28 protein-coding genes are annotated in these 26,531 nt (G+C 72.0%); 14 read left to right on the top strand and 14 right to left on the bottom strand.

The genetic code is table 11. From position 1 onward, the window contains the following. The first annotated feature begins 2 nt into the window (after window positions 1–2). The 4 genes from G3A44_RS14140 (at window position 3) to G3A44_RS14125 (ending at window position 3,862) form a co-directional block, all read left to right on the top strand. Window positions 3–1,532: a flagellar hook-length control protein FliK gene (locus G3A44_RS14140; protein WP_163458174.1), complete on the top strand. Its 1,530-nt coding sequence runs from the start codon at window positions 3–5 to the stop codon at window positions 1,530–1,532. A gap of 106 nt (window positions 1,533–1,638) precedes the next feature. Then, window positions 1,639–1,959, top strand: a complete 321-nt coding sequence (locus G3A44_RS14135; protein ID WP_163458173.1) for a hypothetical protein — start codon at window positions 1,639–1,641, stop codon at window positions 1,957–1,959. Window positions 1,960–2,132: 173 nt separating this feature from the next. Beyond that, the gene (locus G3A44_RS14130; protein WP_163458172.1) at window positions 2,133–2,885 is read left to right on the top strand and encodes a CoA pyrophosphatase; all 753 of its coding nucleotides are present in this window, start codon (window positions 2,133–2,135) and stop codon (window positions 2,883–2,885) included. Next, the gene (locus tag G3A44_RS14125) at window positions 2,882–3,862 is read left to right on the top strand and encodes a CobD/CbiB family protein (RefSeq protein WP_163458171.1); all 981 of its coding nucleotides are present in this window, start codon (window positions 2,882–2,884) and stop codon (window positions 3,860–3,862) included. The genes G3A44_RS14130 and G3A44_RS14125 overlap by 4 nt, the downstream gene beginning before the upstream one ends. Before the next feature lie 48 nt (window positions 3,863–3,910). Here G3A44_RS14125 and rsgA read toward each other — a convergent pair whose 3' ends face one another. Both rsgA and G3A44_RS14115 read right to left on the bottom strand, forming a co-directional pair. Beyond that, entirely contained in the window at window positions 3,911–4,882 is a 972-nt protein-coding gene (gene rsgA / locus G3A44_RS14120; protein WP_163458170.1) for a ribosome small subunit-dependent GTPase A, read from the bottom strand. After that, a complete protein-coding gene (locus tag G3A44_RS14115) occupies window positions 4,879–6,168 on the bottom strand; it encodes a M48 family metallopeptidase (RefSeq protein ID WP_163458169.1) in 1,290 nt (429 codons plus the stop codon). Before G3A44_RS14115 ends, rsgA begins: the two co-directional genes overlap by 4 nt. Window positions 6,169–6,252: 84 nt before the next feature. Here G3A44_RS14115 and orn point away from each other — a divergent pair, with 84 nt between their 5' ends. After that, window positions 6,253–6,813, top strand: a complete 561-nt coding sequence (orn, locus tag G3A44_RS14110; RefSeq protein WP_163458168.1) for an oligoribonuclease — start codon at window positions 6,253–6,255, stop codon at window positions 6,811–6,813. 100 nt (window positions 6,814–6,913) lie between these two features. On the opposite strand, the gene G3A44_RS14105 is transcribed toward orn, so the two are convergent. From G3A44_RS14105 to G3A44_RS14075, 7 genes are all read right to left on the bottom strand, one after another. Further along, entirely contained in the window at window positions 6,914–7,084 is a 171-nt protein-coding gene (locus tag G3A44_RS14105; protein ID WP_163458167.1) for a DUF3149 domain-containing protein, read from the bottom strand. A 130-nt stretch (window positions 7,085–7,214) separates the two neighbouring features. After that, the gene (locus tag G3A44_RS14100) at window positions 7,215–8,297 is read right to left on the bottom strand and encodes a 6-phosphofructokinase (RefSeq protein WP_163458166.1); all 1,083 of its coding nucleotides are present in this window, start codon (window positions 8,295–8,297) and stop codon (window positions 7,215–7,217) included. A gap of 35 nt (window positions 8,298–8,332) precedes the next feature. Continuing rightward, a complete protein-coding gene (locus tag G3A44_RS14095) occupies window positions 8,333–9,067 on the bottom strand; it encodes a 2OG-Fe dioxygenase family protein (protein WP_163458165.1) in 735 nt (244 codons plus the stop codon). Between the two features lie 112 nt (window positions 9,068–9,179). Beyond that, window positions 9,180–10,571 carry an ATP-binding protein gene (locus G3A44_RS14090; protein ID WP_239061880.1) on the bottom strand — a complete coding sequence of 464 codons (1,392 nt, stop codon included), beginning with the start codon at window positions 10,569–10,571 and terminating at the stop codon, window positions 9,180–9,182. Then, the gene (locus G3A44_RS14085; protein WP_163458164.1) at window positions 10,568–11,305 is read right to left on the bottom strand and encodes a response regulator transcription factor; all 738 of its coding nucleotides are present in this window, start codon (window positions 11,303–11,305) and stop codon (window positions 10,568–10,570) included. The genes G3A44_RS14090 and G3A44_RS14085 overlap by 4 nt, the downstream gene beginning before the upstream one ends. A 23-nt stretch (window positions 11,306–11,328) precedes the next feature. Continuing rightward, window positions 11,329–11,862, bottom strand: a complete 534-nt coding sequence (locus G3A44_RS14080; protein WP_163458163.1) for a methyltransferase family protein — start codon at window positions 11,860–11,862, stop codon at window positions 11,329–11,331. Then, window positions 11,846–12,322 (bottom strand): Spy/CpxP family protein refolding chaperone, encoded by a 477-nt coding sequence (locus G3A44_RS14075; RefSeq protein WP_163458162.1) that lies wholly within the window; start codon window positions 12,320–12,322, stop codon window positions 11,846–11,848. Before G3A44_RS14075 ends, G3A44_RS14080 begins: the two co-directional genes overlap by 17 nt. Window positions 12,323–12,549: 227 nt before the next feature. Between G3A44_RS14075 and G3A44_RS14070 the strand changes: the two genes are divergently transcribed. The 4 genes from G3A44_RS14070 to G3A44_RS14055 are packed head-to-tail and all read left to right on the top strand — an operon-like array spanning window position 12,550 to window position 17,813. Continuing rightward, window positions 12,550–13,074 carry a DUF1993 domain-containing protein gene (locus tag G3A44_RS14070; protein WP_163458161.1) on the top strand — a complete coding sequence of 175 codons (525 nt, stop codon included), beginning with the start codon at window positions 12,550–12,552 and terminating at the stop codon, window positions 13,072–13,074. An 18-nt stretch (window positions 13,075–13,092) separates the two neighbouring features. Further along, a complete protein-coding gene (locus G3A44_RS14065; protein WP_203561414.1) occupies window positions 13,093–13,791 on the top strand; it encodes an ABC transporter ATP-binding protein in 699 nt (232 codons plus the stop codon). A 4-nt stretch (window positions 13,792–13,795) separates the two neighbouring features. After that, window positions 13,796–16,462: an ABC transporter permease gene (locus G3A44_RS14060; RefSeq protein WP_163458160.1), complete on the top strand. Its 2,667-nt coding sequence runs from the start codon at window positions 13,796–13,798 to the stop codon at window positions 16,460–16,462. A gap of 1 nt (window position 16,463) precedes the next feature. Further along, window positions 16,464–17,813, top strand: coding sequence for a lipocalin-like domain-containing protein (locus tag G3A44_RS14055; RefSeq protein WP_163458159.1), 1,350 nt, complete (start codon window positions 16,464–16,466; stop codon window positions 17,811–17,813). Window positions 17,814–17,832: 19 nt separating this feature from the next. On the opposite strand, the gene cyaY is transcribed toward G3A44_RS14055, so the two are convergent. Continuing rightward, a complete protein-coding gene (gene cyaY / locus G3A44_RS14050; RefSeq protein ID WP_163458158.1) occupies window positions 17,833–18,159 on the bottom strand; it encodes an iron donor protein CyaY in 327 nt (108 codons plus the stop codon). A gap of 101 nt (window positions 18,160–18,260) precedes the next feature. On the opposite strand from cyaY, the gene lptM reads away from it, so the two are divergent. After that, a complete protein-coding gene (gene lptM / locus G3A44_RS24250; protein ID WP_375138663.1) occupies window positions 18,261–18,452 on the top strand; it encodes an LPS translocon maturation chaperone LptM in 192 nt (63 codons plus the stop codon). A 102-nt stretch (window positions 18,453–18,554) separates the two neighbouring features. Here lptM and G3A44_RS14045 read toward each other — a convergent pair whose 3' ends face one another. Both G3A44_RS14045 and G3A44_RS14040 read right to left on the bottom strand, forming a co-directional pair. Beyond that, window positions 18,555–19,652, bottom strand: coding sequence for a porin (locus tag G3A44_RS14045; RefSeq protein WP_163458157.1), 1,098 nt, complete (start codon window positions 19,650–19,652; stop codon window positions 18,555–18,557). A gap of 306 nt (window positions 19,653–19,958) precedes the next feature. Further along, window positions 19,959–20,384: an OsmC family protein gene (locus G3A44_RS14040; protein WP_163458156.1), complete on the bottom strand. Its 426-nt coding sequence runs from the start codon at window positions 20,382–20,384 to the stop codon at window positions 19,959–19,961. Window positions 20,385–20,820: 436 nt separating this feature from the next. Between G3A44_RS14040 and ilvA the strand changes: the two genes are divergently transcribed. Further along, window positions 20,821–22,431, top strand: coding sequence for a threonine ammonia-lyase, biosynthetic (gene ilvA, locus G3A44_RS14035; RefSeq protein ID WP_163458155.1), 1,611 nt, complete (start codon window positions 20,821–20,823; stop codon window positions 22,429–22,431). Between the two features lie 33 nt (window positions 22,432–22,464). Next, window positions 22,465–22,884 carry a carboxymuconolactone decarboxylase family protein gene (locus G3A44_RS14030; protein WP_163458154.1) on the top strand — a complete coding sequence of 140 codons (420 nt, stop codon included), beginning with the start codon at window positions 22,465–22,467 and terminating at the stop codon, window positions 22,882–22,884. A 50-nt stretch (window positions 22,885–22,934) separates the two neighbouring features. Here the strand turns inward: G3A44_RS14030 and G3A44_RS14025 are convergent, their stop codons facing one another. Continuing rightward, the gene (locus G3A44_RS14025) at window positions 22,935–24,464 is read right to left on the bottom strand and encodes a carboxypeptidase M32 (protein WP_163458153.1); all 1,530 of its coding nucleotides are present in this window, start codon (window positions 24,462–24,464) and stop codon (window positions 22,935–22,937) included. 20 nt (window positions 24,465–24,484) lie between these two features. Continuing rightward, window positions 24,485–24,970: a YqaA family protein gene (locus tag G3A44_RS14020; protein ID WP_163458152.1), complete on the bottom strand. Its 486-nt coding sequence runs from the start codon at window positions 24,968–24,970 to the stop codon at window positions 24,485–24,487. Between the two features lie 104 nt (window positions 24,971–25,074). On the opposite strand from G3A44_RS14020, the gene dusB reads away from it, so the two are divergent. Both dusB and G3A44_RS14010 read left to right on the top strand, forming a co-directional pair. Then, the gene (gene dusB / locus G3A44_RS14015; protein WP_163458151.1) at window positions 25,075–26,133 is read left to right on the top strand and encodes a tRNA dihydrouridine synthase DusB; all 1,059 of its coding nucleotides are present in this window, start codon (window positions 25,075–25,077) and stop codon (window positions 26,131–26,133) included. A 99-nt stretch (window positions 26,134–26,232) separates the two neighbouring features. Continuing rightward, entirely contained in the window at window positions 26,233–26,469 is a 237-nt protein-coding gene (locus G3A44_RS14010; protein ID WP_163458150.1) for a helix-turn-helix domain-containing protein, read from the top strand. Window positions 26,470–26,531 lie beyond the last annotated feature (62 nt).

Below are 26,531 nucleotides of genomic sequence, written 5' to 3'. Positions count from 1 at the left end.
CCATGGACAGCACCTCACCCGCCCAGCCGGCCCCGCGCCTTGCGGCCCTGTCGGCCGTGTCCGCCACCCCGCGCATCGCCCGCCCCCCCCTGGGCGCCGACAGCCAGGCCCGCGACTTCGCCCGCCTGCTGCAGGGCGCCCAGCATGGCGCCGCAGCACGCCACGCCGCCACCGAACCGGCCGACCCGACACCGGACAGCGAACGCTGCACCACCCGGGCACCTGCCGATGAGCCCGGCACCGAAGACACCGCCCCCCCGGCATCCGCCACCGCAGCCGCCCGCTCCACGCCCGACGACTCGACCGCAGAGGACCGCAGCGCTGCAGAAGCGGCGGCGGCCGCCAGTGCCGTCCCTGGCACCCCGCCCGCCGGCCCGTCCGCCGGCCCGTCCGCCCCCGCCACCGAGGCCCGCCAGGGGCTCGACCGCCAGGAAGATGCCGCAGGGGCCACCCCCCTGGACGCCCTGAACCCGCGCACGGCCGCCGCACAGGACCGTGAGCGCCTTCGCCAGGCCGGCGGCGCCGAAGGCGGACGCGCCACGGTCGGCAGCGCCGCCAGCCCCCTTCATGCAGGGGCCACGGCCGACGGCGCCGCCGCTGCAGGCACGCCCACGGCCGGGACCTCCGCGGCCAACGCCATGGCCGCCCCCTCGCCGCCCCCCAACCCGGCCGCCCCCCCGCTCACCAGCACCCTGGGCTGGGCACGGCAGGCCGGCCGCCAGGGTGACGCCCAGCGCCCGGCGGCCACCCGCAGCGGCCAAGAGTCCAACGCCGGCCGCCTGAACCGGGCCACCGCCCTGGCAGACGACGGCAGCCCCCGCCGTAACGCGGACCCAGCCCCCTCCGGTGACGGGACGACGACCAGCCTGGGCGACGCGGGCCTGGGCCGGTTGCTGGAAGGGTCCGCCAGCGGCCAGGGCGCTGGCGCCCCACGCGGTGAAAACGCCTCCGCCCTCCCACAGGGCCTCCCCGGTCCCTGGGCAGAGGGCACACCCGCTGCCGGCTTCAGCGCGATGGAAACTGCCCCGGCCTTGCCGGCCGCCCCCTCCGGCCAGGAGGCCACCGCCCAAGCCCAGCTGGACATGGCGCCCCAGGACCCCGACTTCCCGCGGGCCCTGGGCGCCCAGCTCCACGCCTGGAAGGAACAGGGCATCAGCCACGCCACCTTGTCCGTCACCCCCGAGCACCTCGGCCCCATCGAGATCCACATCGCGCTGGACGCCCAGCAAAGCGCCCAGATCGAGCTGCGGGCCGACGTGGCCAGCACCCGCGAGGCCCTGCAGCAGGCCCTGCCCGGCCTGCGCGACCTGCTGGGCGAGCAAGGCGTGTCGGTGGCCGGCGGGGGCGTGTCCGACCAGGGCACGCGCCAGGACCTGGCCGCACAGGCCGAATCACGCCGCCAAGCCGCCCAGACCGCGGCCCAAGCCCGCGGCCAGGGCACCACACTGCCCGGCGAGGCCACCGACGCGGCCACCACCATGCGCACCGCCCGGGTGCGGGCGCCGCAGGGCGCACTCGACCTGTACGCCTGAGCTCACCGGGGTGGGGCGCCGCCAGGCGCTTCGCGGCGACCTGGGGCGGCGCAGGGCTGGCACCGCAATTGCTGGGGTAAACCCGCAGTGTCCAAGGAGGTGCCCCATGTCGTCGTTCACGCCCGTCGTGCTCCGTCACATCGCCCGAGCCACCCACGCGTCGCGCCTGGGCGCGGCCGCCCTGCTGGGAGCAGCCCTTGCCCAGCCAGCCGCCGCGCAGGAAACGCCCACCGCTGCCGACGCCAACTGCCGCAGCCAGGTCTCGCGCTTCGAACAGGCCATCGCCTTCGTGCGGGACGCCCAAGGCGTGGAAGCCGCCGGGCGCCTGAAGGAACAGCTGCTGCCCGCCAAGCTCGAGAGTGAGCTGCTGATGGCCGGCGGCTATTGCCAGCTGGCACGCCACCTGCGCGACAAACGCCTGCTCTGAGCCGGCGCCGGCCCGGGACCGCCCGACCACGGCCGGCCGGACACCGGGGACAAGGCGGTCGACGGGGCACCCCGGCATGACGGGGCCTCTATCATGGTCCCGCTGCCGTGACCCACGGCGGCGCCGCCCACCATGCCTGCCTTGCCGACCACCCCGCCTGCCCGCCACACGCCATGGCCGCCGAAGCCCGTAGCCTGATCCGCGACCCGCGCGCCGTGCCCGTGGTGGGCACCGACGCGCACCTGCCCGCCCTGGACGCCGGACGCCTGGCCCTGCCGCACCTGCGCCGCAGCGTGGCGGCCGCCGTGGCCTGGCAGGCCCCCATCGGAGGAGACGTGGCCCGTGCCCAGGCCCAAGCCGCGGGGCAGGCCCTGCGGCCGGCCTCGGTGCTGGTGCCGCTGGTGACCCGCCCGCAGGGCCTGCAGGTGCTGCTCACGCGCCGCACCGACCACCTTCGCGACCACGCCGGCCAGATCAGCTTCCCCGGAGGGCGTGCCGAGCCACAGGACGCCGACGCGGTGGCCACCGCGCTGCGCGAAGCGCAGGAGGAGGTGGGCTTGTCCGCGCAGCACCTGGAGGTGCTGGGCCCCCTGCCCCCCTACGCCACCATCACCCGCTACGACGTCACCCCCGTGGTCGCCCTGGTGGCACCCGAGGCCGCCCCCTGTCACGACCCGGGCGAGGTGGCCGAGGTCTTCGAGGTGCCGCTGGCTTTCCTGATGAGCCCGGCCCACCACCAGCGCCACCAGTTCGAGTGGGAAGGCCAGCGCCGGCAGTTCCTCTCCATGCCCTGGGGACCGGACGCGGCCCAGCCGCAGCGCTATTTCATCTGGGGCGCCACGGCCGCCATGCTGCGCAACTTCTACCACCTGCTGCACGACACCCCGCTGGCACCGCCGGCCTCGTTATCATCCCCGGCGCCATGAGTTTCTTCGCCGTACTTCTCGCCCTGGCCCTTGAGCAGTTCAAGCCCCTGCCTCGGGACAACTGGGTGTTTGAGGGCATGGGGGCCTGGCTGGGCTGGTGCGGCCGCAATTTCGACGCCGGACAGCCCCGCCACGCGCGTGTGGTCTGGGCCATGGCGGTGCTGCTGCCGGCCCTGCTGGTCGCGGTCCTGCACGCGCTGCTGTATTACGGGCTGAGCTTCTTCCTGGCCCTGGCATTCGACGTCGGCATGCTCTACCTGTGTTTGGGCTTCCGGCAGTTCAGCCACTACCACACCGACATCCGCGAGGCGCTGGAGCGCGGCGACGAAGACACCGCCCGGCGCCTGCTGGCCGAGTGGCGGCATCTCGACGTGAGCGAGGTGCCGCGCAACGAGCTGCTGCGCCACCTGATTGAGCACGCCCTGCTGGCCGCCCACCGCCACGTCTTCGGCGTCTTCTTCTGCTATGTGGTCTTCAATGCCCTGGGCTTGGGGCCGGCGGGCGCCGTGCTCTACCGCATGGCCGAGTTTGCCAGCCGCTACTGGGCCCACGAGAGCCGGCGTGCCGACGCCGCCTCCGGTCATGAGGAGGTGGCCGACCTGTCCGCACGCTGGTATGGCCTGGTGGACCATGTGCCCGCCCGGCTGACCGCCGCCGGCTTTGCCGTGGTGGGCAACTTCGAGGAAGCGGTGGCGGGCTGGCGCCGCGACGCCGGCCTGTGGCTGCGGCCCAACGAGGGCATCATCCTGGCCGCTGCCGCCGGGGCGGTGGGTGTCCAGCTGGGCGGTGCCCAGGCCTTGCGTCCCCACCACCCGGGCCGCCAGGTGGACCTGGGCGCCGCGCAGTCCACCGGCTCCACGCCCGGACTGCCACCGCAGACCGGCCACCTCAGCAGTGTGGTGGGCCTGGTCTGGCGATCGGTGGTGCTGTGGATGCTGTTGCTGGCCCTGCTCAAGCTTGCCAACCTGCTGGGCTGATGCGCGGCTGACCGGCTGAGCGGGCGGGGGCTCAGCCACCACCGCAGCTCAGCCAGGCCGCTGGCCCGTCTCCAGCTCGGCCCACAGGCCTTCGTAGAGGCGGTGGCGCTGGGCGCTGACCGCGCCAGACTCCACCGCTGCGCGGATGGCGCAACCGGGCTCATGGCGATGGCTGCAGTTGTAGAAGCGGCAGCCGCCCAGCAAGGCGCGGAAGTCGGGCATCAGCGTGGCCAGCCGCTCGGGGGTGATGTGCATCAACCCGAACTCCTGGAAACCCGGAGAGTCGATCATCGCGCCGCGGGCCGCAGCCGGCCCATCCTGTCCCGCCTGTCCCGTCGCCTGCTCACCGAGCCAGTACCAGGTGCTGGTGGTGGTGGTGTGACGACCGGAGTTCAGGGCCTGGGAGATCTCACCCACCTGGGCCGCCGCCTCGGGCACCAGCAGGTTGATCAGCGTGCTCTTGCCCGTGCCGCTGGGCCCCAGCACCAAGGTGGTGTGGCCACCCAGCACCGGCGCGAGCTGGGCGCGGGCCGCCTCGGGATCGGCCTTGAGGGCCGTTTCGAGCACGGTCAGGCCCATGGCCCGGTAAGGCGCCAGGCGCTCACGGGCCAGGGCGGCTGCCGGCAGGTCACATTTGTTGAGCAGCAGCACGGCCTCGATGCCGGCGTCCTCGGCCGCGATCAGGGCACGCATCAGCTGCGATTCGCTGAACATGGGCTCGCCCGCCAGCATCACCAGCAGCCGGTCCAGGTTGGCGGCGAAGGACTTGGTGCGCCATTCGTCCTGGCGCATGAGCAGGTTGCGCCGCGGCAGCAGGCCTTCAACCACGGCCTCATCCCCCGCCGGGGCCCAGCGCACGCGGTCACCCACCACACAGGCGCTCTTCTTGCCGCGTGAATGGGCCAGCAGGCGCTGGCCATCGGCGCATTCGATCACCACATGCCGGCCGTGGGCCCCCACAACCAGGGCCTCGGCCAGGGCGGAGGCAGCGGGAGCGCCCGCAACGCTGCGGCGCTTCATGCCTGGGCCCCCTCAGGACGGAGGTGCTTGGCCATCGCCGCCAGCCGCTCAGCCGCCGGCGGGTGCGAATAGAAGAAGCGGGCGTACACCGGGTCCGGGGTCAGGGTGCTGGCGTTGTCCTCGTAGAGCTTGAGCAAGGCGGCCTGCAGGGCCTTGCCGCTGGACTGGGCGCAGGCATAGGCATCGGCCTCGAACTCGGCGCGGCGCGAGCTGCCGGCCATGAGGGGCGAGAGGAAAAACATCACCGGCGGGGTGGCCAGACTGAACAGGATGAGCGCCAGCGCCTGGTGGGAGCCGTTCAGGCTGGGCTCCACCCCCAGCCCCAGGTAGAAGGCCGGCTGCTGGGCCAACCAGCCCAGCAAGGCCAGTCCGGCCAGGCTCAAGGCGAAGCCGCGCAGCATCATCTTGAGCACATGCCGGTGGTGGAAATGGCCCAGCTCATGGGCCAGCACGGCCTCCACCTCCAGCGGCTGCAGGCGGCTGAGCAGGGTGTCGAAGAACACGACACGCTTGCTGCGCCCCAAGCCGCCGAAGTAGGCGTTGCCATGGGCTGAGCGCTTGCTGCCGTCCATCACGAAAAAGCCCTTGGCCCGGAAACCGCAGCGCAGCATCAGCGCCTGCACCCGTTCGGCCAGCGCGGCGTCGGCCAGCGGTTCAAAGCGGTTGAACAGCGGGGCGATCCAGGTCGGGAAGATGACCTGCATCAGCAGGCTGAAGGCAGTGATCAGCGCCCAGGCCCACAGCCACCACAGCCCGCCGGAGACCTCCATGATCCACAGCACCGCCGCCAGCAGCGGCAGGCCGATGACCGCCCCCAGGGCCAGGCCCTTGAGCTGGTCGCTCCAGAACAGGGCTGGCGTCATGCGGTTGAAGCCGAAGCGTGCCTCCAGCCCGAAGGTCCTGGCCCACTCGAAGGGCAGGTCGATGAGCATGCCCACCAGGGCGAAGGCGGCGAACAGCGCCAGCTGCGCGGCCAGCCCTCCCCAAGAGGGCGGCACGGTGGCCAGCACCCAGGCGTTGAGCGCATCGAGCCCGCCCAGCAGGGTCCAGCCCAGCAGCACCGCCGTGCCCACGGAGTCGGTGAGCATGCCCATGCGGGCACGGGCCACGGTGTAGTCGGCCGCCTTCTGGTGGGCGGGCAGGCCGATGGTGGCCGCAAAGGCCGCCGGCACGTCGCCGCGATGGCGCACGACGTGGCGGATCTGACGGCTGGCCAGCCACAAACGGGTGGCCAGAGAAGCCAGCAGCACCGCGCTGAAGGCCAGGGAGAGGGTGGTCGCCTGCATGGGGCGGGAGTGTAGGGGCCCGCTTCAGTCCCCGCGGCCATGGCCGACAATCCGGGCATTCCCCTTTTTCGTTGCCCTCCGCCCATGAGCACTCCCGACCTGGCCCGCCACGAACAGAACCTCATCTGGATCGACCTGGAGATGACCGGCCTGAAGCCCGAGTCCGACCGCATCATCGAGATTGCCGTGGTGGTCACCGACGCCCAGCTCACCCGGCGGGTGGAGGGCCCGGTCTTTGCCATCCACCAGAGCGACGCCACGCTGGACGCGATGGACAACTGGAACAAGGGCACCCATGGCCGCAGCGGCCTGATCGACCGGGTCAAGGCCTCCACGGTGGACGAGGCCGCGGCCGAGGCGCAGATGATCGAATTCCTCGCCAAGTACGTGCCCAAGGGCAAGAGCCCCATGTGCGGCAACTCCATCTGCCAGGACCGGCGCTTCCTCTACAACTACATGCCCAAGCTGGAGGCCTTCTTCCACTACCGCAACCTGGACGTGAGCACGCTCAAGGAGTTGGCCCGCCGCTGGAAGCCCGAGGTGATGGACAGCTTCAAGAAGGCCCAGGCCCACACCGCCCTGGCCGACATCCAGGAGTCCATCGACGAGCTGCTGCACTACCGCCAGCATCTGCTCAAGGTCTGAGTCCTGCGCTGGCGGCCCCACGGGGCCACCGTCCACATGCAAAAGGGCCGCCGCTCCGGTCAGGAGCGGCGGCCCTTTTCTTCAGGCAGGGCGTGGTGGCTTACTTCTTCAGGCCCGCCGCCGCCAGCCGGGCGCGCTCGGCGGCCTCGTCCTGGCGGATGTGCTGGATGAAGTACCGGGTGTAGAACACGCCCATGCCCAGGGTGACGACGATGACAGCCAGGCTCAGCAGGCCGTAGTCGGTGGTCAGGAAGTCTCTCAGCGCATGCATGGCGTCTCTCCGTGTGGGATGGATGAAGGTCTATGGCCTCCATCAGACACCCTCGTGGCAGGGTCGCCATTGCGCTGGCGCAATCCTGGCGGGCCGCCCGCGCCGGGGCGCGCCACCGCTTTGACAAGGATCAAGCCGGTGGCAACGCGGGCTCGCCCAGCGAGATGCCCAGGCCCCGGGCCGCGGCCAACAGGGGATGGTCGGCGGGCACGGTGCGGGTCTGTCCAGCCACGGCCTGCAGCGGCACGCTGTCGCAGGCCTCGCCCCGCAGGGTGACCATGCGGCCGAAGCGGCCCTGGCGCACCAGCTGCGCGGCGTGGTAGCCAAAACGTGTGGCCAGCACCCGGTCATAGGGCGTGGGCGAACCGCCACGCTGCACATGGCCCAGCAGGGTCGTCCGCACCTCACTTTGCAGCCGTGGCTGCAGCTGGTGCTGCAGCCACGGGCCCACGCCACCCAGACGCAACGGATCGGGGCTGTCGGCCAGGGTGGCGCTGACGCTCAGGCCCTGGCCGCGAGCGTGCGCGCCCTCGGCAATGCAGACCAGGGTGTAGCCCTCGCGGGCCTCGCGCGCGGCGCAGACGCGCACCACCTCGTCCACGTCAAAGGGCACCTCGGGCAGCAGGATGACGTCGGCCCCGCCAGCCATGCCGCCCTCCAGGGCGATCCAGCCGGCATAGCGGCCCATGGTCTCGGCGATCATCACCCGGCCATGGCTGCGGGCAGTGGTCTCCAGCCGGTCCAGGGCCTCGGCCACCACCGCCACGGCGCTGTCAAAGCCGAAGGTGCGCTCGGTGCAGGCCAGGTCGTTGTCGATGGTCTTGGGCACGCCCACCACCGGCAGGCCCAGCTGCTCAAAGCGATGGGCGATGACCATGGTGCCGTCGCCACCGATCACCACCAGACCGTCCAGGCCCAGCTCGTCGCGCGCATAGGCCAGCGCCTGGGCCGAGACGTCGGCGCCGCCCGCCCCGAAGTAATGGAAAGGGTCGCAGCGGTTGTGGGTGCCCAGCAGGGTGCCGCCCTGCGCCAGGATGCCCTCGACCGCCCGGGCATCCAGCGGCCGGACCTGGCGGGTGATCAGACCCAGGAAGCCACGCTCGATGCCGGTGACGCGGGCGCCGCCCTCGTTGATGAGCGCCAAGGTGACTGCGCGGATGACCGCGTTCAGGCCGGGGCAGTCGCCGCCGCCCGTGAGGATGCCGATGTGCATGGGGGAAAGGGGCCGCGGGCCCGTGGCGGTGGAGTTCAGGGGTCCTGGAAGCCGTCGCGGCGGAAGGTCAGCACCAGGGTGTCGCGGTGGCCGTCTTCGTCCGGGTACAGCGGCTGGATGGGGGTGGACTCGTGGATGACGCGCTCATCGTCCAGCAGCAGGGTGGCCCAGCGCTCCTCCAGGGTGAAACGCAGGCCCTCGCGGCCCGTGGCGGAGAAGACGCGGGTCTCCGCCCCCTTGAGGCGATGGCGGCCCACCAGGGTGACGCTGACCAGGTCCACGCCGTCGCGGTGGGCGCCCTCGGGGGTGGGCCGGCCGATGCCGTCTGTGGTGTCGATGCGGAAAACGTGGGCCTCGACGAACCAGGGGCGCTCGCCTTTGAGGGCGCTGGCCCGCGCGGCCATGGCGCAGACAAAGGGCCCCCACAGGCGGTGGGTGACCTGGGCCCGCTCCATGGGCTCGAAATGGCGCTCCAGGCCGCCGTGCAGGGCGTTGTAGGACACGGGCTGCCAGTGCGGCCGGTGCGGCACCTGCACCACACGGCCGCCCTCGACGATGAAGCTGCTGTGGCGGCGGCGGCGGTAACGGCCGCCGTCGCGCAGGTATTCATCCGGGGGGAGTCGGTTCCAGAAGGGACGCCAGTCGTCCAGCGCAGCCGGGGTGCAGCCCAGCAGCTCGCCCACGCCCTGGGCGTTCAACACGGCATAGCCCTGCGTGGCCAGGGCGCGGTCCACCTCGGCGGCCGGGGTGACGGGAGGAGGGAGATTCATGGTGGCGCGCATTGTCGCCGGCAGGTCGACCCGCAACCGTGTCCAGACGTTGTGCGGCGCGTGGCGCTTGATCTGCGACAGCTCAGGGGCGCCGGCACGCGCCCCACAGGCGCTAGGCGGCAGGGGGTGCCGGCCACGGCAGGGTCAGCCGCACGCACAGGCCGGGGTGGGCGTTCTCCACCTCCAGGCGGCCGCCATGCGCCTGGGCCACCAGCCGCGCCAGGTACAGGCCCAGGCCCACGCCGCCGGTGCTGCGCTGACGCGCAGCATCGGTGCGGTGAAAGGGCTGGGCCAGGCGGGCCAGCTGCGCGGGCTCCACCCCGGGGCCGTGGTCACGCAGGCTCAAGACCAGCCTGGGCGCCCCGTCGCCCGTGGCAGGCTGCAGCCGCACCAGCACCGCGGGCAACTGCGGGGCGCCCGCGGCATGGCGGGCGCAGTTGTCCAACAGGTTGCGCAGCAGCAGCGCCAGGCGCTGGCGGTCCACCCAGCCGGCAGGCAGGTCGGTGGGCAGGTCCAGGCGGGCCGGCCGCGCGGGGCCGTGGCCGCCGCCGGCCACCAGGCTGTGCAGCAGGCCGGTCAGGTCGGTGGCCTCGCGTTGCAGGGCGGCATGGGGCTGGGCCAGGCGCTCGCTCTCCAGCAGGTCGGTGATGAGGTTGCGCATCTCGCCCAGGTCGCGCAGCAGGGCGTCGCGCTCCGGGCCCTCGGCCACCAACTCGGCGTTCAGGCGGGCGCGGGTCAGGGGGGAACGCAGTTCATGGCTGAGGGCCAGCAGCAGTGCCCGCTTGGCGTCGAGCATGTCGGCCAGATCACGGGCCATGGTGTTGACCCGGCCGGCCAGCTCACCCAGCTCGTCAGGCCGGCGCACGGGGATGGGTTGGGTGAAGTCGCCGCGGCCGTAGCGCTCGGCCCCGGCGCCGATGTCCCGCAGAGGACGGATGAGCCGGCGCACGATGGCCCAGGTGATGGCCACCAGCGTGAGCAGCAGGCCGACGATGGTCAGCCCCCAGCGCCGGGGTTGGCGGTGCAGCGCCTCGGCGTCCAAGGTGATCAGGATGCGGTGCCCATCGGCGGTGAGCCGGCTCAGGCCCTCGCGCACGGCCGGTGGCGGCAGCGCAGGCTCGCCGGGGCGGTCGGGCTGGCCGTCGGCGGCGCCGCGTCGGGTCTGCCAGCGGCCGTCGGGCCCCTCGATGACCACCACCAGGGGCAGCCGGTCGGCCAGGGCCTGGGCCCGGGCACGGTCAGGCGGGCTGCCCAGCTCGGCCACCAGATGGTCCACGTAGTCGGCCACCAGGGGGCGTCCGATCTCGCGCCAGGCGCCACCGACCGCACGCTGCAGCCCGCCCATGACCAGCAAGCTGCTGAGCAGCGCCAGCACCATGAACAAGGCCACCAGGCGCAGGCCGATGGAGTGGCGCCAGTGGCGGCCCAACCGGTGGCGGCAGGCGTGGCATTGGTGCCACCAGGCGTGCAGCCGGGCCAGGCGGTCCCGGTGGGCGGGACTCAACGCAGCGCCCCCAGGGGAGCGCCGGCAAAGCTGTAGCCGGCATTGCGCAAGGTGCGGATGCAGTCGAGCGGCTCGAGCTTGCGGCGCAGACGCGAGACCAGGATGTCCACCGCCCGGGTGAACAGCTCGGCGTCATGCCCGCGCAGGCGGCCCAGGATCTCGTCACGGCTGAAGACCCGGCCGGGCTCCCGGGCCAGCAGCAGGAGCAGCTCGAACTCGGTGCCGGTGAGCTCCAGGGCCGGCCCGGCCGGCTCGCCGGCGGCCAGGCGCCGAGCTTCCCGACGCAGGGGATCCAGGCTCAGCCCCTCGAAGCGCAGCACCGGCTCGGCGGCCAACGGCGCAGCCGGGACCGCGGCCGCGCCGCGCTGGCGCCGCAGGATGGTGGTCAGCCGGGCGGCCAGCTCACGGGGCTCGAAGGGTTTGGGCAGGTAGTCGTCGGCGCCCAACTCCAGGCCCACCACCCGGTCGGTCAGCTCGCCGCGGGCGGTGAGCATCAGCACCGGCAGGCCCTGCAGCGCCGGGGGCCCGGTGCGCAGGCGGCGGCAGACCTCAAAACCGTCCATCTCGGGCAGCATCACGTCGAGGATGACCGCGTCCACGCCGCCGGCGGCCAGACGGGCCAGGCCCTGGCTGGGCGCCAAGGCCTGCTCCAGCGTGAAGTCGAACCGCCGCAGGTAGCTGCCCAGGGGGGGGCCCAGGTCATGGTCATCGTCGATCAGGAGCAGGTGGGGCATGGTGGGGAACGGCGTGCGGTGACTCAGAGCCAGCGGCGGACGCGGGCAGCATAGTCGGTGTACCAGCCGCCAAAGCGCTGGCGCATCAGCACCTCCTCAGGCCTTATGTGCAACACCTGCACCGCGGCCATGAAGGCCACGGCCGCCCCCAGCAGCGCCGGCACGCCCAGGGCCAGGCCCAGCCCGGCCAAGCCCAGGGCCTTGCCCAGGTACATCGGGTTGCGGCTCAGGGCAAAGGGCCCTTCGTCCAGCAGGAGCTGCGGCACCTGCCCGGGGCGGGAGGGCGTGTGCGCCTGACCGAACCTGCGCAGGGCCCAGACCATCAGCCCCAGGCCCAGGCCCAGCAGCGCCAGACCGGCCGCGGGGGCCTGACCCCAAGCCGGATCGCCGCCCCAGACACTGGCGTGCAGGCCCAGCGCCAGGGCCCCCAAACCCAGGGCCAGACGCGGCGGGCTCAGGCGGCGGCGCCACGGTCCGGCCTCAGGCGCGGCGCGGTCGGCCAGGCCTTCGCCCTCCGGACTGAGGCCCCGGAGGCAGGGATCAACCGCGCCAGCCATGGCCACGCTCCCGCGCCAGGAACTCACGCACCTTGGCCTGCTGTGCCGGCTTCAGGCTGTCGTAGAAGGTGGCCAGGGCCTGCAGCACGGGCGGACTGGCGGTCTGCACGGCACTGGTCTTGCGCTGCACCAGGGACTGGGCGCCGGCCAGGTCAAAGCGCTCACCGGCAAACAGGGCCTGCACCTCGCGCCGGCCGCTGCCGGGCTCGCCGGCCACCTGGGCGCGCTGGGCCCGCAGGGTGTCGGCCAGGGCCTGCAGATGCTGGCGCTGCGTCGCGTCCAGGTCCAGCCGGCTCCCGATGCGGTCCACCATCTTGGCGCTGGCCGCCACCCACTCGCCCTCGCTCATCGGCCCGTGGCCGTACGGGCGGTGGCCGCAGGCGCCCAGGCCCAGGGTGACGGTGAGGGCGGTCGCGGCGATCAGGCTGCGTCGGATCCAGGGCTTGAACCAGCGGGACATGCGGAACTCCTCTTGAAGTGGAAACGTGGGGAGGGGAGGTGACGGCCGGAACCGGCCGGGGCATCACCCTGGACGTCATCGTGCCGGGGCGGCGGGCGGCCGTCCTTTCATCGCCGTATCGCCGTGTTTCGTTTCTTTTCAGGCCTGGCCGGCTCAAGCCCCCGTCCGCACGCACCCGGCGGCCGGCCCGTAACATGGGCCGCACCTCAGCACCACGGAGCCTCTCCATGTCCCTCACCCTGTCCTCGGCCTGCCTGCCCGTGTTCCAGACCATGCTGGCCAACCTGGACCACTGCCTGGCCAAGGCCGAAGCCCATGCCGCCGTGCGCAAGTTCGACGTGAACGTGCTGGTGCAGGCGCGGCTGGCACCGGACATGCTGCCGCTGGCCTCGCAGGTGCGCATTGCCTGCGACGCGGCCAAACTGGCCGTCGCCCGCGTGGGGGCCCTGGACGCCCCGCGCTTTGCCGACGACGAGACCACCCTGGCCCAGCTGCGCGAGCGCATCGCCAAAACCCTGGCCTGGCTGGCCACCGTGCCCGCCAACGCCCTGGACGGCCAGGAAGACCGCGACATCACCTTCCCCGTGGGCCGCGATGGCGCCACACGCACGATGAAGGGCGAGGCCTACGTCAAGCACTGGGCCCTGCCCAACGTCTATTTCCATGTCACCACGACCTATGCCCTGCTGCGCCACAACGGTGTGGACCTGGGCAAGGCCGACTACCTCCTGGGCGCCCAGGCCGGCGCCTGAGCCCGCCAGCCCGCCGTCATGTCCACGCCCGCCCGCACCGCCCCTGTCGGCACCACCCCGGACGCCCCGCTGCTGCAGGTGCGCGGCCTGGCCAAGGCCTACGACGGCCCACCGGTCTTCAGCGGCGTGGACCTGTGCCTGCACGCCGGCGAGTTCGTGGCCCTGACGGGAGAGAGCGGGGTCGGCAAGTCCACCTTGCTCAACTGCATTGCCGGCCTGGACCGGCCCGACCAGGGCGAGGTGCTGCTGCAAGGCCAGGCCCTGCACCGATTGCCCGAGGCGGCACAGGCCGGGCTGCGCCGCGAGCGCCTGGGCTTTGTCTTCCAGGCCTTTCACGTGCTGCCGCACCTGGATGTGGCCGACAACGTGGCCCTGCCGCTGATGCTGCTGGGTCGCCCCGACCCGACCCGCGTGGCCCACATGCTGGCCGCCGTGGGCCTGGAGGGCCTGGGCACCCGCTGGCCCGCCCAACTCTCGGGCGGCCAGCTGCAGCGGGTGGCCATCGCCCGGGCCCTGGTGCACCGCCCACCGCTGCTGCTGGCCGACGAACCCACCGGCAACCTCGATCCGGAGACCGCCGGACGCATTCTGGAACTGCTGCGCCACCAGGTGCGCGAGGAAGGTGCCGCCTGCCTGCTGGTCACCCACTCCGAATCCGCCGCCGCACGGGCCGACCGCCGCCTGTTCCTGGCGCGCGGCGGTGTGCAGGACGCCTGACGCCATGGACCGTCCACGCGCCTTGCGGCGCTGGCACCTGTCCTGGGCCGAATGGCGCGCCCATCCCTGGCGGCAGCTGGCCGCCCTGCTCAGCGTGGCCCTGGGCGTGGCGCTGGCCTTCTCGGTGCACCTGATCAACGAGTCGGCCCTGAGCGAGTTCTCCGCCGCCACCCGCACCGCCAACGGCGAGCCTGACCTGAGCCTGGTCGGCCAAGGCCCCGCCGGCCTGGACGAACAGTGGCTGCCACGCCTGGCGGGCCATGCCGCGGTGCAACTGGTGCATCCGCGCCTGGACCTGGAGGTGCTGGCACGCCCCCTGCCCCAAGCAGACCGGCCCGCCCCCGCCTGGCAGGCCCTGCAGCTGCGCGGGGTGGACCCCCTGACCGTGTCGGCCGTGGCCCCGGCGCTCATGCCCCGCGCCACGACGGCGGCCGGCGCCACCTCCGATGAAGCCGGCTCCGACGCGCCCACCGCCGCCGGGGCGCGGCCGGCCGGCCTGGACCTGCTGGACCCTGAGCGGCTCTGGCTCAACCCCGCCGCGGCCCAGGCCCTGGGGCTGACCGGCCCCACCGTGGCCCACGCCACCCACGTGGAGCTGCTCGTCCAGGGGCGGACCCTGCGCCTGCGGGTGGCTGGGGCGGTCGGCGCCGCCGGGCCGCCGCTGGCGGTGATGGACGTGGCCGGCGCCCAGCGCCTGCAAGGGGATGCCCCGCCCCGGCTGAGCCGTGTGGACCTGCGCCTGGCACCGGGCGCCGACCGCCAGGCCCTGCTGGCCGACTTGCAGCGCGGCTGGGACGGCGGCCCCGCCCTGCCCGCCACCGTGCAGGCCGAATCGCCCGACGACAGCCAGCAGCGCGTCTCGGCCCTGTCCCGCGCTTACCGTGTCAACCTGACCGTGCTGGCCCTGGTCGCCCTGGTGGTGGGCGCCTTCCTGGTGTTCTCGGTCGTCTCGCTGGCGGTGGCCCAGCGCACCCCGGCCCTGGCCCTGCTGGGCGTGCTCGGCCTGGACGCCGCTGGCCGCCGCCGCCTGGTGCTGTGGGAATGCGCCGCCCTGGGCGCTGTGGCCAGCCTGCTGGGCCTGGCCGCGGGCACCGGCATGGCCATGGCTGCGCTGCGCCTGCTGGCCGGCGACCTGGGTGGCGGCTACTTCACCGGCGTGGCCCCCAGCCTGCGCTGGGACGGCGCTGCCGCCGTGCTCTTTGGCGGCCTGGGGGTGCTGGCCGCGGTGACGGGCGGCCTGTGGCCAGCGGCGCAGGCCGCCCGGCTGGCCCCGGCGCAAGCCCTCAAGGGCCTGGGGCAAACCACCGCCGACGTGCCCCCCGCCTGGCCAGCCCTGGCCCTGCTGGCTGCCGGCGCCCTCCTCGCCCTGCTGCCCCCCTGGCAGGGACTGCCCCTGGCGGCCTACGGTGCCGTGGCCGCCTGGCTGGTGGGCGGCATCGCCCTGGTGCCACGTGCCGTGCACCTGCTGCTGGGCCACCGGGGCCCCGGGCCAGCCCGCCATCCCCTGCTGCTGCTGGCGCTGCAACGTGCGCGGCGGCACCGCGGCACCGCCACCGCCGCGGTGGCGGGCGTGGTGGCCAGCCTGGCCCTGTGCGTGGCGCTCACCGTCATGGTCGCCAGCTTCCGCAGCGCAGTGGCCGACTGGCTGGAGACGGTGCTGCCGGCCGACCTCTACGCACGGGCGGGCGAGCCCGGGCAGGCCGGCGCCCACCTGCTGCTGCCCCCCGACCTGCCCCAGGCCGCCGCCGCCCTGCCCGGGGTGGCGCGGGTCCAGCCCGGACGCAGCCTGATGCTGCGCCTGTCGCCGCGCCAGCCGGCGGTGTGGCTGCAGGCGCGCCCACTGGGGCCCGACCCGACCCGGCGGCTGCCCCTGCTGTCGGCACCACAGCCGGCCGTGCCGGGCGAGGTCGGCGTCTTCGTCAGCGAAGCGGTGGTGGCGCTGCATGGCGTGGCCCCTGGCGCCACCCTCACACTGCCGCTGGAGCACGTGGATGGCGGCGGCGTGACGGTGCGGGTGCGCGGTGTCTGGCGCGACTACGCCCGGCAATTCGGCAGCATTGCCATGGACCTGGACGACTACCGCCGCCTCAGCGGCGACCCCCGACTCAACGAGCTGGCGCTGTGGCTGCATCCCGGGGCCGCGCCCGCGGAGGTAGAAGCCGGCCTGCGCCGGGCGATGACCGCACTGGGGGCCCCCGCCCAGCCGCTGGAGACGGCTGGCACCGCGCAGATCAAGGCCCTGTCGATGCAGATCTTCGACCGCAGCTTTGCCGTCACCCGGTACCTGCAGGCGGTGGCCATCGCCATCGGGCTGGCCGGCGTGGCCGCCAGCCTCTCCGCCCAAGTGCTGGCCCGGCGGCGCGAATTCGGCCTGCTGGTGCACCTGGGCCTGACCCGCCGCCAGGTGCTGCAGGTGGTGGTGCTGGAAACCGCCGGGTGGCTGGGTGCCGGCGTGCTGGTGGGCACCGCCCTGGGCCTGGCCATCAGCGCGGTGCTGGTCTTTGTGGTCAACCCACAGAGCTTCCACTGGACGATGCCGCTGCAGGTGCCGGTGGGCCAGCTGGCGGAGCTGAGTGGCGCCGTCCTGGCCGCCGGCCTGCTCACCACCGCCCTGACCGCCCGGCGTGCCGCCGGCGGCGACGCGGTGCGCGCGGTCAAGGAGGATTGGTGACATGAGCGCCCCCCACCCCGCACGCCGCCGGCACTGGCTGGGCTGCAGCGCCGCCTGGGCCTTCACCCGCCTGGGCGCAGGCACGGGCCTGGCCGCCGGCCACCCCGGCGCCACCTGGGCCCGCGGGCCGCAAACGCCCCCCAAGGAGACACCCGATCCGGTGCGGCCGGACCGTGCACTGCAGTTTCCACGCGACCACGGCGCCCACCCGGGCGCACGCATCGAATGGTGGTACCTGACCGGCTGGCTGCGGCCCACGGACTCCGCCGGCCCCACCCAGGCCAGCGCAAACCTGATGGGCTTTCAGGTCACCTTCTTCCGCAGCCTCACGGGCTGGGGCCAGGACACCACCGCCTGGTCCGGACGCCTGGTGCCGCGCCAGCTGCTGCTGGCCCATGCCGCGCTGACCACCCTGGGCGCAACCCCTCGGCACCAGCACGACCAGCGGCTGCAGCGCTGGAGTGGCGAGGAACCGCCTCCGGGCGTGCCGGCCGCGCAGCGCGAGCACCTGGCCGCCGCCGCGCGCGCCGACCTGCAGGTGCACCTGGGCGATTGGTTCCTGCGGCGTGAGCCCGGCCCCCCCGGTGGCGCGGCCCGTTATGAGACGCAGGTGGAGGCCCGCAGCGCCCAAGGCGGCTTTGGCCTACGGCTGCAGCTGCAGGCCGGCCAAGCGCTGCTGGCACAAGGGGACGGCCTGGCCACGCCAGGCTTCTCACGCAAGGGCCCCGGACGGCCGGGCAGCCCGCCGGAGGCCAGCCACTACTACAGCCATCCGCACCTGGCGGTGCAGGGACGCCTGCGCCAGGGCAGCCGCGAACAGGCGGTGCAGGGCCTGGCCTGGCTGGACCACGAATGGAGCGACACCCTGATGCCAGCAGGCGCCGCCGGCTGGGACTGGCTGGGCATGCTGCTGGACGATGGCAGCGCGCTCACCGTCTTTCGGCTGCGCCAATCGGTGGCACCACAGGCCGATGCCGGCCGCGCGCCGGCGGTGTGGGCGGGCGGCAGTTGGCGCGCAGGCGGGGCGCAGGCACCGGTGCGCCGCTTCCAGGCCCACGAGGTGAAGATGGAACCGCTGGACAGGCCCCCGGCTGGCGCCCCGGTCGCGGTGCCCGCGCGCTGGCGCAGCCCCGCCACCGGGGCCACCTATCCCCTGCACTGGCGGCTGGAAACGCCCGCCGGCCACTTCGAGCTGGTGGCGCTGATGGCGGCACAGGAGATGGACACCGCCGGCACCACCGGCACGGTCTACTGGGAAGGCCTGTCGGAGCTGCGCGAGGCCGGCAGCGGTCGTCGCCTGGGTTGGGGCTACCTGGAGATGACCGGCTATGCCGGCCGCCTGCGGCTGTAGCGACGCGACCCCTCACCGCTCACACAAAGGTGAGCGTCACACCCGACTGGCGGCTGGCCTGTTCGGACAGGCAGGCCAGGAACTCCAGGCCTGAGCGGGTGTCCACCCAGCGCCCTTGCGCGTGGCGGAAATGGAAGCCGCCCGCCTTGGCGGCCAGCCAGATCTCCTGCAGCGGCGGCTGGGTGTTGACGATGAGCTTGCTGCGGTCGGGCAGGGTCAGCTCCAGCAGGCCCCCGGTGCGGTGGGTGTCGATGTCCACCACATCGTCATCCAGCCAGCGGTCCACCTGCTGCTCAATGCGGCGCAGCAGCTCCTGGCTGAGGCGGTCATACTCGGCGTCGGTCATGTTCTGAGGAGAATTCTTCCGTGTTGCAACACGAGCCCGAAGGCTCCGGCGTGCAGCGTGAGCCCGCTGCGTCGGCGTCGAGTGTACGGAGCCACGACGCCATGGCACCGGGGCGCGTCGCACGCCCGCGCCCGCCGTTGGGTCTTGCCCTGCTGCTGGGGGCCGCCGCGCTGGCGGCAAGCGCATGCGGCCAGCGCGGCCCCTTGGTGCTGCCCAAGGCGACGCCTGCCGCCCAACCCCCTACGGCATCGGCGTCAGCGCCCCGTCCTGTTTCGACTGGCGGGACACCATGAAAAAAGCCACCTTCTCACGAAGGTGGCCCATTCGAGACCGCCAGGAGCACCCCGCGGTCTGGGATTCAGACATGCCGACCGGGCACAGGCCCGGTCAGGACATCAGAACGAGTGGCGCACGCCGATGGCGGTGCGGGTACGGGTGGTCTCGCCAGCGGTGCCAGCGATGGAACCCGGGTTCTTGGCGTAGTTCAGCTTGTCGTCGATCGACTCGTAGCGGACGTACACGGCCGAGCGCTTGCTCAGGTTGTAGTCGGCGCCGAAGGAGATCATCTTGTCCTTCTTGTCCTGCACGTCGTCGTTCAGCGAGCCCACTTGAGCCATCAGCACGGTGGCGCCCAGGGTGTAGGTGCCGGACAGCGTCATCAGCTTGGATTCACGAACGCCTTCGCCCTTGACGGTCTGGTACAGGAAGAAGGCCTTGGCGGTGCCAAAGTTGTAGTTCACGCCCAGGGTGTTGACGGTGTAGTCGGGGGCAGTGCCTGCGCCAACCTCTTCGTTGTCCTGCTTCAGGGTGCTGAACGAGGCTGCCAGCGGGCCGCCGGCGTAGTTCAGGCCCAGTTCCTGCACGCCGTACTGGTCGTAGGCACCCAGGGTGGAGCTGTAGTTGCCGTCAGCAGCCACGCCGGTGCCGGCCTTGGTCTGCTTGAACGACTTGTACAGGGACACGGTCACGCCGCTGAAGTTCGGGGAAACGTACTTCAGCGCGTTCTCGGCACGAACCGACGAGGTGGAGGCGGCATCGTTGATGGCCACGGCGCGGAAGCCGGAACCGATGGCGGTGCCGAAGGGCTGGCCCACGCCATAGGTGCCCAGGGTGTTGTAGTTGACCGAACCCAGGTCCAGGGCACCGAAGGCACCGGCCACGCCCACGCGGATTTCACCGTTGCCGAAGGTGCTGCCGGTAACCGGCGCAGCGCCAGAGGCAGCGGTGGTGCCGGTGTTGGCCTTGTTGGACACGACGTTCCAGTCGGTCTCGACGCGGAAGCGGGCCGACAGGCCGCCGCCCAGGTCTTCCGTGCCACGGAAGTTGATCTGCGAGGTCGAGGAACCGTTGCCGCCAATGCCGGTCACCGTGGTGCCCTTGTAGTCGATGCGCTGCACGCCGGCATCCAGGATGCCGTCGATCTGCAGGGAAGACTGGGCGAACGCGCCAGAAGCGGCAGCCATGGCGGCGATAGCGAGCAGAGACTTTTTCATTCCAACTTTCTCCAGGGTTGAACCAGAGGCACCGTGCTTGTCAGGATTCGCCGGCTCTACGGGGTGAACCGGCTGCACTGGCCGACCTCCTCATCGGAAGCTGGGCGCAATTCCAACAGAGCTTTGTGACAGGCGCATAGCGGTGAACCCGTAAATCAGGCCGACTGTTGTGGGCCGACAACGAGCGAAAACCCTGATCACACAAAGCCCTGGACAAGGGAATGGAATTCAGTTCCGGTTGCATGCACACCAAGGTTGCGCCCGCAACCTCAGTGGCCGCGGCGGCTCATGCGCCGCCGTCTGGGATCAGCCCGCCTGCATCACTTCCACGCTGTGGGTGATCTCTGCGGTGCGGCCCAGCATGGCGGTGGCCGAGCAGTATTTGTCATGCGAGAGTTGCACCGCACGCGCCACCGGCCCCTCGGCCAGGCCCTGACCCGTGACCACATAGTGCATGTGCAGCTTGGTGAACACCTTGGGGTCGGCCTCGGCACGCTCGGCGGTCATGCGTACGGTGCACCCGCTGACCTGGTGGCGTCCGCGCTTGAGGATCAGCACCACGTCATAGGCGGTGCAACCGCCGGCGCCCGCCAGCAGGGTCTCCATGGGGCGCGGTGCCAGGTTGCGGCCGCCGCCCTCGGGGGCGCCGTCCATGGTCAGCACATGGCCGCTGCCGGTGGTGGCCATCATCGCCATGCCGGCGTCGGCCACCCAGTGAATGGTGCATTCCATCGTCTTGTCCTCTTGTGTGCAGGGACCGGGAGCGGGCTGCCGCACGGGCGCCGCCGTCCGGGACGGTCGGCGACTGGGCCGGACCGCGTGACTTTCCGCACGGCGACAGCGCCGGCGGGGCGCCGGATTATCAATGCGCCTGCTTTTAAGGGGGGAAGGGATATTGCAGCGCAACACAACCTAGGGTAAACTCTAGGCACGCGTTGGTTGAAGCAGGGCTCGCGTTGAGCACCTCTCCAGGGCCGCTCCCAATGCACCGTTTGTCTCCTCCACCTCCTCCATTGGTGGATTCAGCCCGAAGCCTCACGGCTTCGGGCTTTTTTTCGTCCCGACCGCCCTGCACCGGGCGTGACCGCGGCGCCGGGAAGACCCTGACTTATCATCCCGCCCCGCGGCTTGCCGCCCCCCTGAACCCGATTGCCCGAGGAGAGACGCCATGGCCGGCGCCGCCCCCAAGGCGCGCACCGCCCCCGCGCGGTCGCGTGCCCGCCCCACCCCGACCCCCGAGGCGGCCGTGCCGCAGGACCAGCAGGCCATGGCCACCGCCTACCTGCGCCGCATCCTCAACGCCAAGGTCTACGACGTGGCACAGGAGACGCCCCTGACGCCAGCCAAGTCGCTGGCGCGCCGGCTCGGCAACACCGTGCTGCTCAAGCGCGAGGACCTGCAGCCCGTCTTCAGCTTCAAGCTGCGCGGCGCTTACAACAAGATGGCCAACCTGCCGCCGGAGGCAATCAAGCGTGGCGTGATCTGCGCCTCGGCCGGCAACCACGCCCAGGGGGTGGCCCTGGGGGCCAAGCGCATGGGCTGCCGGGCCGTCATCGTGATGCCGGTGACCACGCCCAAGGTCAAGGTCGATGCAGTGGCCGCCCTGGGCGGTGAGGTGGTGCTGCACGGCGAGAGCTATTCCGACGCCTACGGCCACGCCGTGGAGCTGGAGAAGGCCCAGGGGCTGACGTTCGTCCACCCCTTTGACGACCCGGATGTGATCGCCGGCCAGGGGACGATCGCCATGGAGATCCTGCGCCAGCACCAGGGTCCGATCGAGGCGGTGTTCTGCGCCATCGGCGGCGGCGGGCTCATCTCGGGCGTGGCGGCCTACATCAAGGCCGTGCGTCCGGAGATCAAGGTCATTGGCGTGCAGACGGTGGACTCCGACGCCATGGTGCGCTCGGTGAAGGCCGGCGAGCGCGTGACCCTGAGCGACGTGGGCCTGTTCGCCGACGGCACCGCGGTCAAGCTGGTGGGTGCCGAAACCTTCAAGCTGGCCAGCGCGCTGGTAGACGACTACGTGTTGGTCAACACCGACGCGGTCTGCGCGGCCATGAAAGACATCTACCAGGACACGCGCAGCATCGTCGAGCCCTCCGGCGCGATGGGCGTGGCCGGCCTCAAGCAGTACGCCCAGACCCACAAGCTCAAGGGCAAGGCGCTGGTGGCGGTGACCTGCGGCGCGAACATGAACTTTGACCGGCTGCGCTTCGTCGCGGAACGGGCGGAGTTCGGCGAGGAGCGCGAGGCCTTGTTCGCCATCACCATCCCCGAGGAGAGGGGCAGCTTCCGCCGCTTCTGCGAGCTGGTGGGGCCGCGCAACGTCACCGAGTTCAACTACCGCATCTCGCATGCGGACAAGGCGCATGTGTTCGTGGGCGTGGCCATCCAGAAGCGCGAAGAGGCCGACAAGATCGAGCGCAACTTCACCAAGCACGGCTTTGCCTGTGTAAACCTGACCGGCGACGAACTGGCCAAGGAGCATGTGCGCCACATGGTGGGGGGCCGCAGCGCGCTGGCCAAGGACGAGCGCGTGCTGCGCTTTGAGTTCCCCGAACGGCCGGGCGCGCTCATGCGCTTCCTGACGGCCATGGACCCGGGCTGGAACATCAGCCTGTTCCACTACCGCAACCAGGGAGCCGACTACGGCCGCATCCTGGTGGGCATGCAGGTGCCCAAGCGCGACCAGAAGGCCCTCAAGACCTTCCTGGACACGCTGGGCTACCCGTACGTGGACGAGACCGACAACCCGGTCTACCGCCTGTTCCTGGGCTGAACCCCTGCCCCGCACACCGCACCGGAGCGCGCCATGAACCCTGAGCTGTTTGACAAAGGCCTGCAAACCCGCCGTGAGGTGTTGGGCAGCGACTACGTGGACCAGGCCATCCGCAACGCCGACGCCTTCAGCCTGCCGCTGCAGGAACTGGTGACCCAGTACGCCTGGGGGGATGTGTGGAACCGCCCGGGCCTGCCCCGGCGAGACCGCAGCCTGCTGGTGCTGGGCATGCTGGTGGCGCTGAACCGGCCCCATGAGCTGAAGCTGCACCTGCGCGGCGCCCTCAACAACGGCCTGAGCCGCGAAGAGATCCGCGAAGCGTTCTTGCAGGCCGCCATCTACTGCGGTGCCCCGGCCGCCATGGACAGCTTCCGGGTGGCCAAGGAAGTGTTTGCCACGCTCGACGCCGAGGCGGCGGCAGCCGCCCAGGCCGCCAGCGCCCCGGGCGCCTGAGACGACTTGGCGGCCCTCGGCCATCGGCCGTCAGCCCCGTCCGGCCCCGCTCAGCTCAGATAGCGGCGCGTGAGGTGCGCACGGAAGTGCGCCGGGTTCAGCGTCTCACCGCTGATGCGTTGCGACAAGACATCCGTCGACCAGCGGCTGCCCTGCGACCACACGCGATCGCGCAGCCAGTCCATCACCGGCGCCAGATCACCCGCCGCGATGCGCGCCTCCACCTCCGGCTGCTCGCGCCGCAGCGTGGCCATCCACTGGGCGGCATACATCGCCCCCAGCGAGTAGCAGGGGAAATAGCCCAACAGCCCCGCCGGCCAGTGCACATCCTGCATGGGCCCATCCCGGTAGTTGCCGCGCGTGTCCAGGCCCAGCAGGGTCTGCATGCCGGCGTCCCACAGCGCGGGAATGTCCTCCACCTCGGCCTGGCCCGCCAACAGCGCCTGCTCGATGTCAAAACGCAGCAGGATGTGGGCCGGATAGGTCATCTCGTCGGCCTCCACCCGGATGAAGCCCGGCTGCACCCGAGTCAGCAGGCGGTGCAGGTTGCCGGCCTCGAAGGCCGGTTGTGCGCCCAGGGCGGCCTGCAGCCGGGGCGCCAGCTGCGCCGCAAAGCCCGGGTGACCGGCCAACTGCATCTCGAAGAACAGGCTCTGGCTTTCATGGATGGCCATGGAGCGGGCACGCGACACCGGCTGGTCCAGCCAGGCACGGGGACGGTGCTGCTCGTAACGGCCATGGCCGGTCTCGTGGATGGTGCCCATCAGGGCCTGCAGGCACTCGTCCTCGCGGTAGCGGGTGGTCAAGCGCACATCCTCGGGCACGCCACCGGTGAAGGGATGGGTGCTCACGTCCAGGCGGCCGGCGTCCAGGTCAAAGCCGAGCCAGCGCACCACGTCCAGCCCCAAGGCCTGCTGCGCGGCCACCGGAAAGGGCCCCTGCGGCGCCACGGGCACCGGCTCGGCGGCCTGCCGCTCACGGGCGGCCTGGATCAGGCCGGGCAACCAGGTACGCACCTCGTCAAAGACGCGGGCAATGTCCTGGCTGCGGGCCCCGGGCTCGAACTGCTGGAGTTGCGTGTCGTAGGGTGAGAGCCCGAGATGGTCGCTGAGCAGCGCCGCCTCCTCCCGCACCACGGCCAGCAAGGGCTTGAATTGCTGGACAAAGCCCTGCCAATCGTTGGCCGGGCGCTGCTGGCGCCAGGCATGCTCACAGGCGCTGGCCAACTGGGATCGGCGCTCCACCAGGGCATCGGGCAGGGCGCGGGCGCGACGCCACTGCAGGTCGATCTCCCGCCAGTTGGCGCGCTGCCAGTCGTCCAGCGGTTCGTCGGCGGCCTGGGCCAACCAGTGGCCCACCTCCGGCGCGATGCCCTCACGGTGGATCTGGGTCTGCAGCTCGGCCAAGGCCGCCGAGCGCGCCGCATGCCCGCCCGCGGGCATCATGGCGGCCTGGTCCCAGTGGGCGATGCTCACCAAATGGTTCAGACGGTGCAGTCGAGACTGCAGACGATGCAGCCGGCCATAGGCCGGGGTGGCCGCGAAGAGGGGGTCCGCAGGCGTGGTGTCGTGGGCGCTCATCGCCCGATTGTGCGCGGCCTTCAGGGCGTCCACTGCCCCGGAAACCACCACAACAGGCCCGCCGTCATCACCGTGTAGCGCAGCAGCTTGCCCACGGCCATGTACGCCAGGCAGGGCCAGAAAGGCAGGCGCAGCCAGCCGGCCACGGCACACAGCGGATCGCCCACCAGCGGCAGCCAGCTGAGCAGGCAGGCCTGTGGCCCGAAGCGCTGCAGCCAGGCCAGTGCCCGGTGCTCGGCCGGCGGGCGGTGGCGCACCTGCTCATAGGCCCGCTCTGCCCCGTAACCCATCCACCAGCTGATGGCGCCCCCCAGCGTGTTGCCGGCCGCGGCCACCAACACCGCCGGCCAGAACAGCGTGGGATCGAGCTTGACCAGCGCAAAGACCGCGGGCTCCGACCCCATGGGCAGCAGCGTGGCCGAGACCAGCGCCACGACAAAGACCGTCCCCAGGCCCACCTGGGGCAGGGCGAAGAAGGCAAGCAGGGCGGGAATCCAGTCGTCCATGCCCCGCATTGTCACCAGCAGGCCCTGGCCCCATGGCGGCTGGGCCTGTGGCGCCGGGCACCTATAATCCTGCCTCCTTTTTCAGCACACCCCCCATCCGTCCCATGCGTCCCGGTCCCCAGATCGGCGGCTTCGTGCTGCCGAACGCGCTTTTCGTCGCGCCCATGGCCGGGGTGACGGACCGCCCGTTCCGGCAGCTGTGCAAGCGCCTGGGGGCGGGCTATGCGGTGAGCGAGATGGTGACCTCGCGGCCAGACCTCTGGGACTCGCTCAAGACCTCCCGCCGCGCCAACCACGAAGGCGAGACCGCCCCCATCGCGGTGCAGATCGCGGGCACCGAGCCGCAGATGATGGCCGACGCGGCGCGCTACAACATCGACCGCGGCGCGCAGATCATCGACATCAACATGGGCTGCCCCGCCAAGAAGGTGTGCAACAAATGGGCGGGCTCGGCCCTGATGCGCGATGAGCCCACCGCCCTGGCCATCGTCGAGGCCGTCGTGGCCGCCTGCGCCCCCTTGGGCGTGCCCGTCACCCTGAAGATGCGCACCGGCTGGTGCGACACCGAGCGCAACGCGGTGCAGCTGGCCCGGGGCGCCCAGGCCGCCGGCGTGGCCTTGGTGACGGTACATGGCCGCACCCGTGAACAGGGCTACAAGGGCTGGGCCGAGTACGACACCATCGCCGCGGTCAAGGCCGCGCTGTCCATCCCGGTGGTGGCCAATGGCGACATCGACTCCCCCGAGAAGGCCGCCCAGGTGCTGCGTGCCACCGGTGCCGATGCGCTGATGATCGGCCGCGCCGCCCAGGGCCGACCCTGGATCTTCCGCGAGATCGCCCACTACCTGGACACCGGCGCGCACCTGCCCCCGCCGGCCACGCGTGAGGTGCAGGGCTGGCTGCTGGAACATTTGCAGGACCACATGGGCCTGTACGGCGAGCGGGCCGGCGTGCGCACGGCCCGCAAGCACATCGGCTGGGCGGTGCGCGCCCTGCCGGGCGGCGAGGCCTTCCGCGCCGTGATGAACACCCTGGAGACCGCCGACGCCCAGCACCGCGCGGTCGCCACCTTCTTCGACCAGCTGGCCGACGCCCACCCCCTGCTGCCGCAGCCGGTGATCGCCCCTGCCGCCAACCAGGACCAGATCGCCCGGCACGCCTGACCGTCCGAGACGGGCCGCCGCCACCGCGGTGCCCGCGCCCGGCCCGAACCGGGGCCGCCCGACCCACCGCGTCGGCGCCGGCCCACCCCCATCCTCGCCATGAGCAAGAAGACCCTCGACGAATGCGTCCGTGAGACGCTGGCTGATTACTTCAAGGACCTGGGCGGCGCCGAGCCGCATGCCATGCACGACATGGTCATGCGCACGGTGGAGCGCCCGCTGCTGGAGGTGGTGATGGAGCGCACCGCCGGCAACCAGAGCAAGGCCGCCGAGTGGCTGGGCATCAACCGCAACACCCTGCGCCGCAAGCTGCTGGAGCACCACCTGGTCAAGTGAACCGCAGGCGCCCTGTCGCCCGTGGATCGTGCACGTCTCCCCAAACCTTCTCCGACCCCTCC

Origin of the sequence: Ideonella livida (assembly GCF_010499455.1) — a bacterium.
Taxonomy (GTDB): domain Bacteria; phylum Pseudomonadota; class Gammaproteobacteria; order Burkholderiales; family Burkholderiaceae_C; genus Ideonella; species Ideonella livida.
This window is presented reverse-complemented; position numbering and strand designations above follow the sequence as displayed.

What these genes read in the sequence shown, in the direction of transcription:
- G3A44_RS14105 (WP_163458167.1), bottom strand. Translation starts at nt 7,084, where the DNA reads ATGCATGCGCTGAGAGACTTCCTGACCACCGACTACGGCCTGCTGAGC.
- orn (WP_163458168.1), top strand. Translation starts at nt 6,253, where the DNA reads ATGAGCACTCCCGACCTGGCCCGCCACGAACAGAACCTCATCTGGATC.
- G3A44_RS14080 (WP_163458163.1), bottom strand. Translation starts at nt 11,862, where the DNA reads ATGGCTGGCGCGGTTGATCCCTGCCTCCGGGGCCTCAGTCCGGAGGGC.
- G3A44_RS14135 (WP_163458173.1), top strand. Translation starts at nt 1,639, where the DNA reads ATGTCGTCGTTCACGCCCGTCGTGCTCCGTCACATCGCCCGAGCCACC.
- G3A44_RS14030 (WP_163458154.1), top strand. Translation starts at nt 22,465, where the DNA reads ATGAACCCTGAGCTGTTTGACAAAGGCCTGCAAACCCGCCGTGAGGTG.
- G3A44_RS14040 (WP_163458156.1), bottom strand. Translation starts at nt 20,384, where the DNA reads ATGGAATGCACCATTCACTGGGTGGCCGACGCCGGCATGGCGATGATG.
- dusB (WP_163458151.1), top strand. Translation starts at nt 25,075, where the DNA reads ATGCGTCCCGGTCCCCAGATCGGCGGCTTCGTGCTGCCGAACGCGCTT.
- ilvA (WP_163458155.1), top strand. Translation starts at nt 20,821, where the DNA reads ATGGCCGGCGCCGCCCCCAAGGCGCGCACCGCCCCCGCGCGGTCGCGT.
- G3A44_RS14115 (WP_163458169.1), bottom strand. Translation starts at nt 6,168, where the DNA reads ATGCAGGCGACCACCCTCTCCCTGGCCTTCAGCGCGGTGCTGCTGGCT.
- G3A44_RS14060 (WP_163458160.1), top strand. Translation starts at nt 13,796, where the DNA reads ATGGACCGTCCACGCGCCTTGCGGCGCTGGCACCTGTCCTGGGCCGAA.
- G3A44_RS14085 (WP_163458164.1), bottom strand. Translation starts at nt 11,305, where the DNA reads ATGCCCCACCTGCTCCTGATCGACGATGACCATGACCTGGGCCCCCCC.
- G3A44_RS14125 (WP_163458171.1), top strand. Translation starts at nt 2,882, where the DNA reads ATGAGTTTCTTCGCCGTACTTCTCGCCCTGGCCCTTGAGCAGTTCAAG.
- G3A44_RS14065 (WP_203561414.1), top strand. Translation starts at nt 13,093, where the DNA reads ATGTCCACGCCCGCCCGCACCGCCCCTGTCGGCACCACCCCGGACGCC.
- G3A44_RS14130 (WP_163458172.1), top strand. Translation starts at nt 2,133, where the DNA reads ATGGCCGCCGAAGCCCGTAGCCTGATCCGCGACCCGCGCGCCGTGCCC.
- G3A44_RS14070 (WP_163458161.1), top strand. Translation starts at nt 12,550, where the DNA reads ATGTCCCTCACCCTGTCCTCGGCCTGCCTGCCCGTGTTCCAGACCATG.
- G3A44_RS14140 (WP_163458174.1), top strand. Translation starts at nt 3, where the DNA reads ATGGACAGCACCTCACCCGCCCAGCCGGCCCCGCGCCTTGCGGCCCTG.
- rsgA (WP_163458170.1), bottom strand. Translation starts at nt 4,882, where the DNA reads ATGAAGCGCCGCAGCGTTGCGGGCGCTCCCGCTGCCTCCGCCCTGGCC.
- G3A44_RS14100 (WP_163458166.1), bottom strand. Translation starts at nt 8,297, where the DNA reads ATGCACATCGGCATCCTCACGGGCGGCGGCGACTGCCCCGGCCTGAAC.
- G3A44_RS14045 (WP_163458157.1), bottom strand. Translation starts at nt 19,652, where the DNA reads ATGAAAAAGTCTCTGCTCGCTATCGCCGCCATGGCTGCCGCTTCTGGC.
- G3A44_RS14055 (WP_163458159.1), top strand. Translation starts at nt 16,464, where the DNA reads ATGAGCGCCCCCCACCCCGCACGCCGCCGGCACTGGCTGGGCTGCAGC.
- lptM (WP_375138663.1), top strand. Translation starts at nt 18,261, where the DNA reads ATGGCACCGGGGCGCGTCGCACGCCCGCGCCCGCCGTTGGGTCTTGCC.
- G3A44_RS14075 (WP_163458162.1), bottom strand. Translation starts at nt 12,322, where the DNA reads ATGTCCCGCTGGTTCAAGCCCTGGATCCGACGCAGCCTGATCGCCGCG.
- G3A44_RS14010 (WP_163458150.1), top strand. Translation starts at nt 26,233, where the DNA reads ATGAGCAAGAAGACCCTCGACGAATGCGTCCGTGAGACGCTGGCTGAT.
- G3A44_RS14095 (WP_163458165.1), bottom strand. Translation starts at nt 9,067, where the DNA reads ATGAATCTCCCTCCTCCCGTCACCCCGGCCGCCGAGGTGGACCGCGCC.
- G3A44_RS14025 (WP_163458153.1), bottom strand. Translation starts at nt 24,464, where the DNA reads ATGAGCGCCCACGACACCACGCCTGCGGACCCCCTCTTCGCGGCCACC.
- cyaY (WP_163458158.1), bottom strand. Translation starts at nt 18,159, where the DNA reads ATGACCGACGCCGAGTATGACCGCCTCAGCCAGGAGCTGCTGCGCCGC.
- G3A44_RS14020 (WP_163458152.1), bottom strand. Translation starts at nt 24,970, where the DNA reads ATGGACGACTGGATTCCCGCCCTGCTTGCCTTCTTCGCCCTGCCCCAG.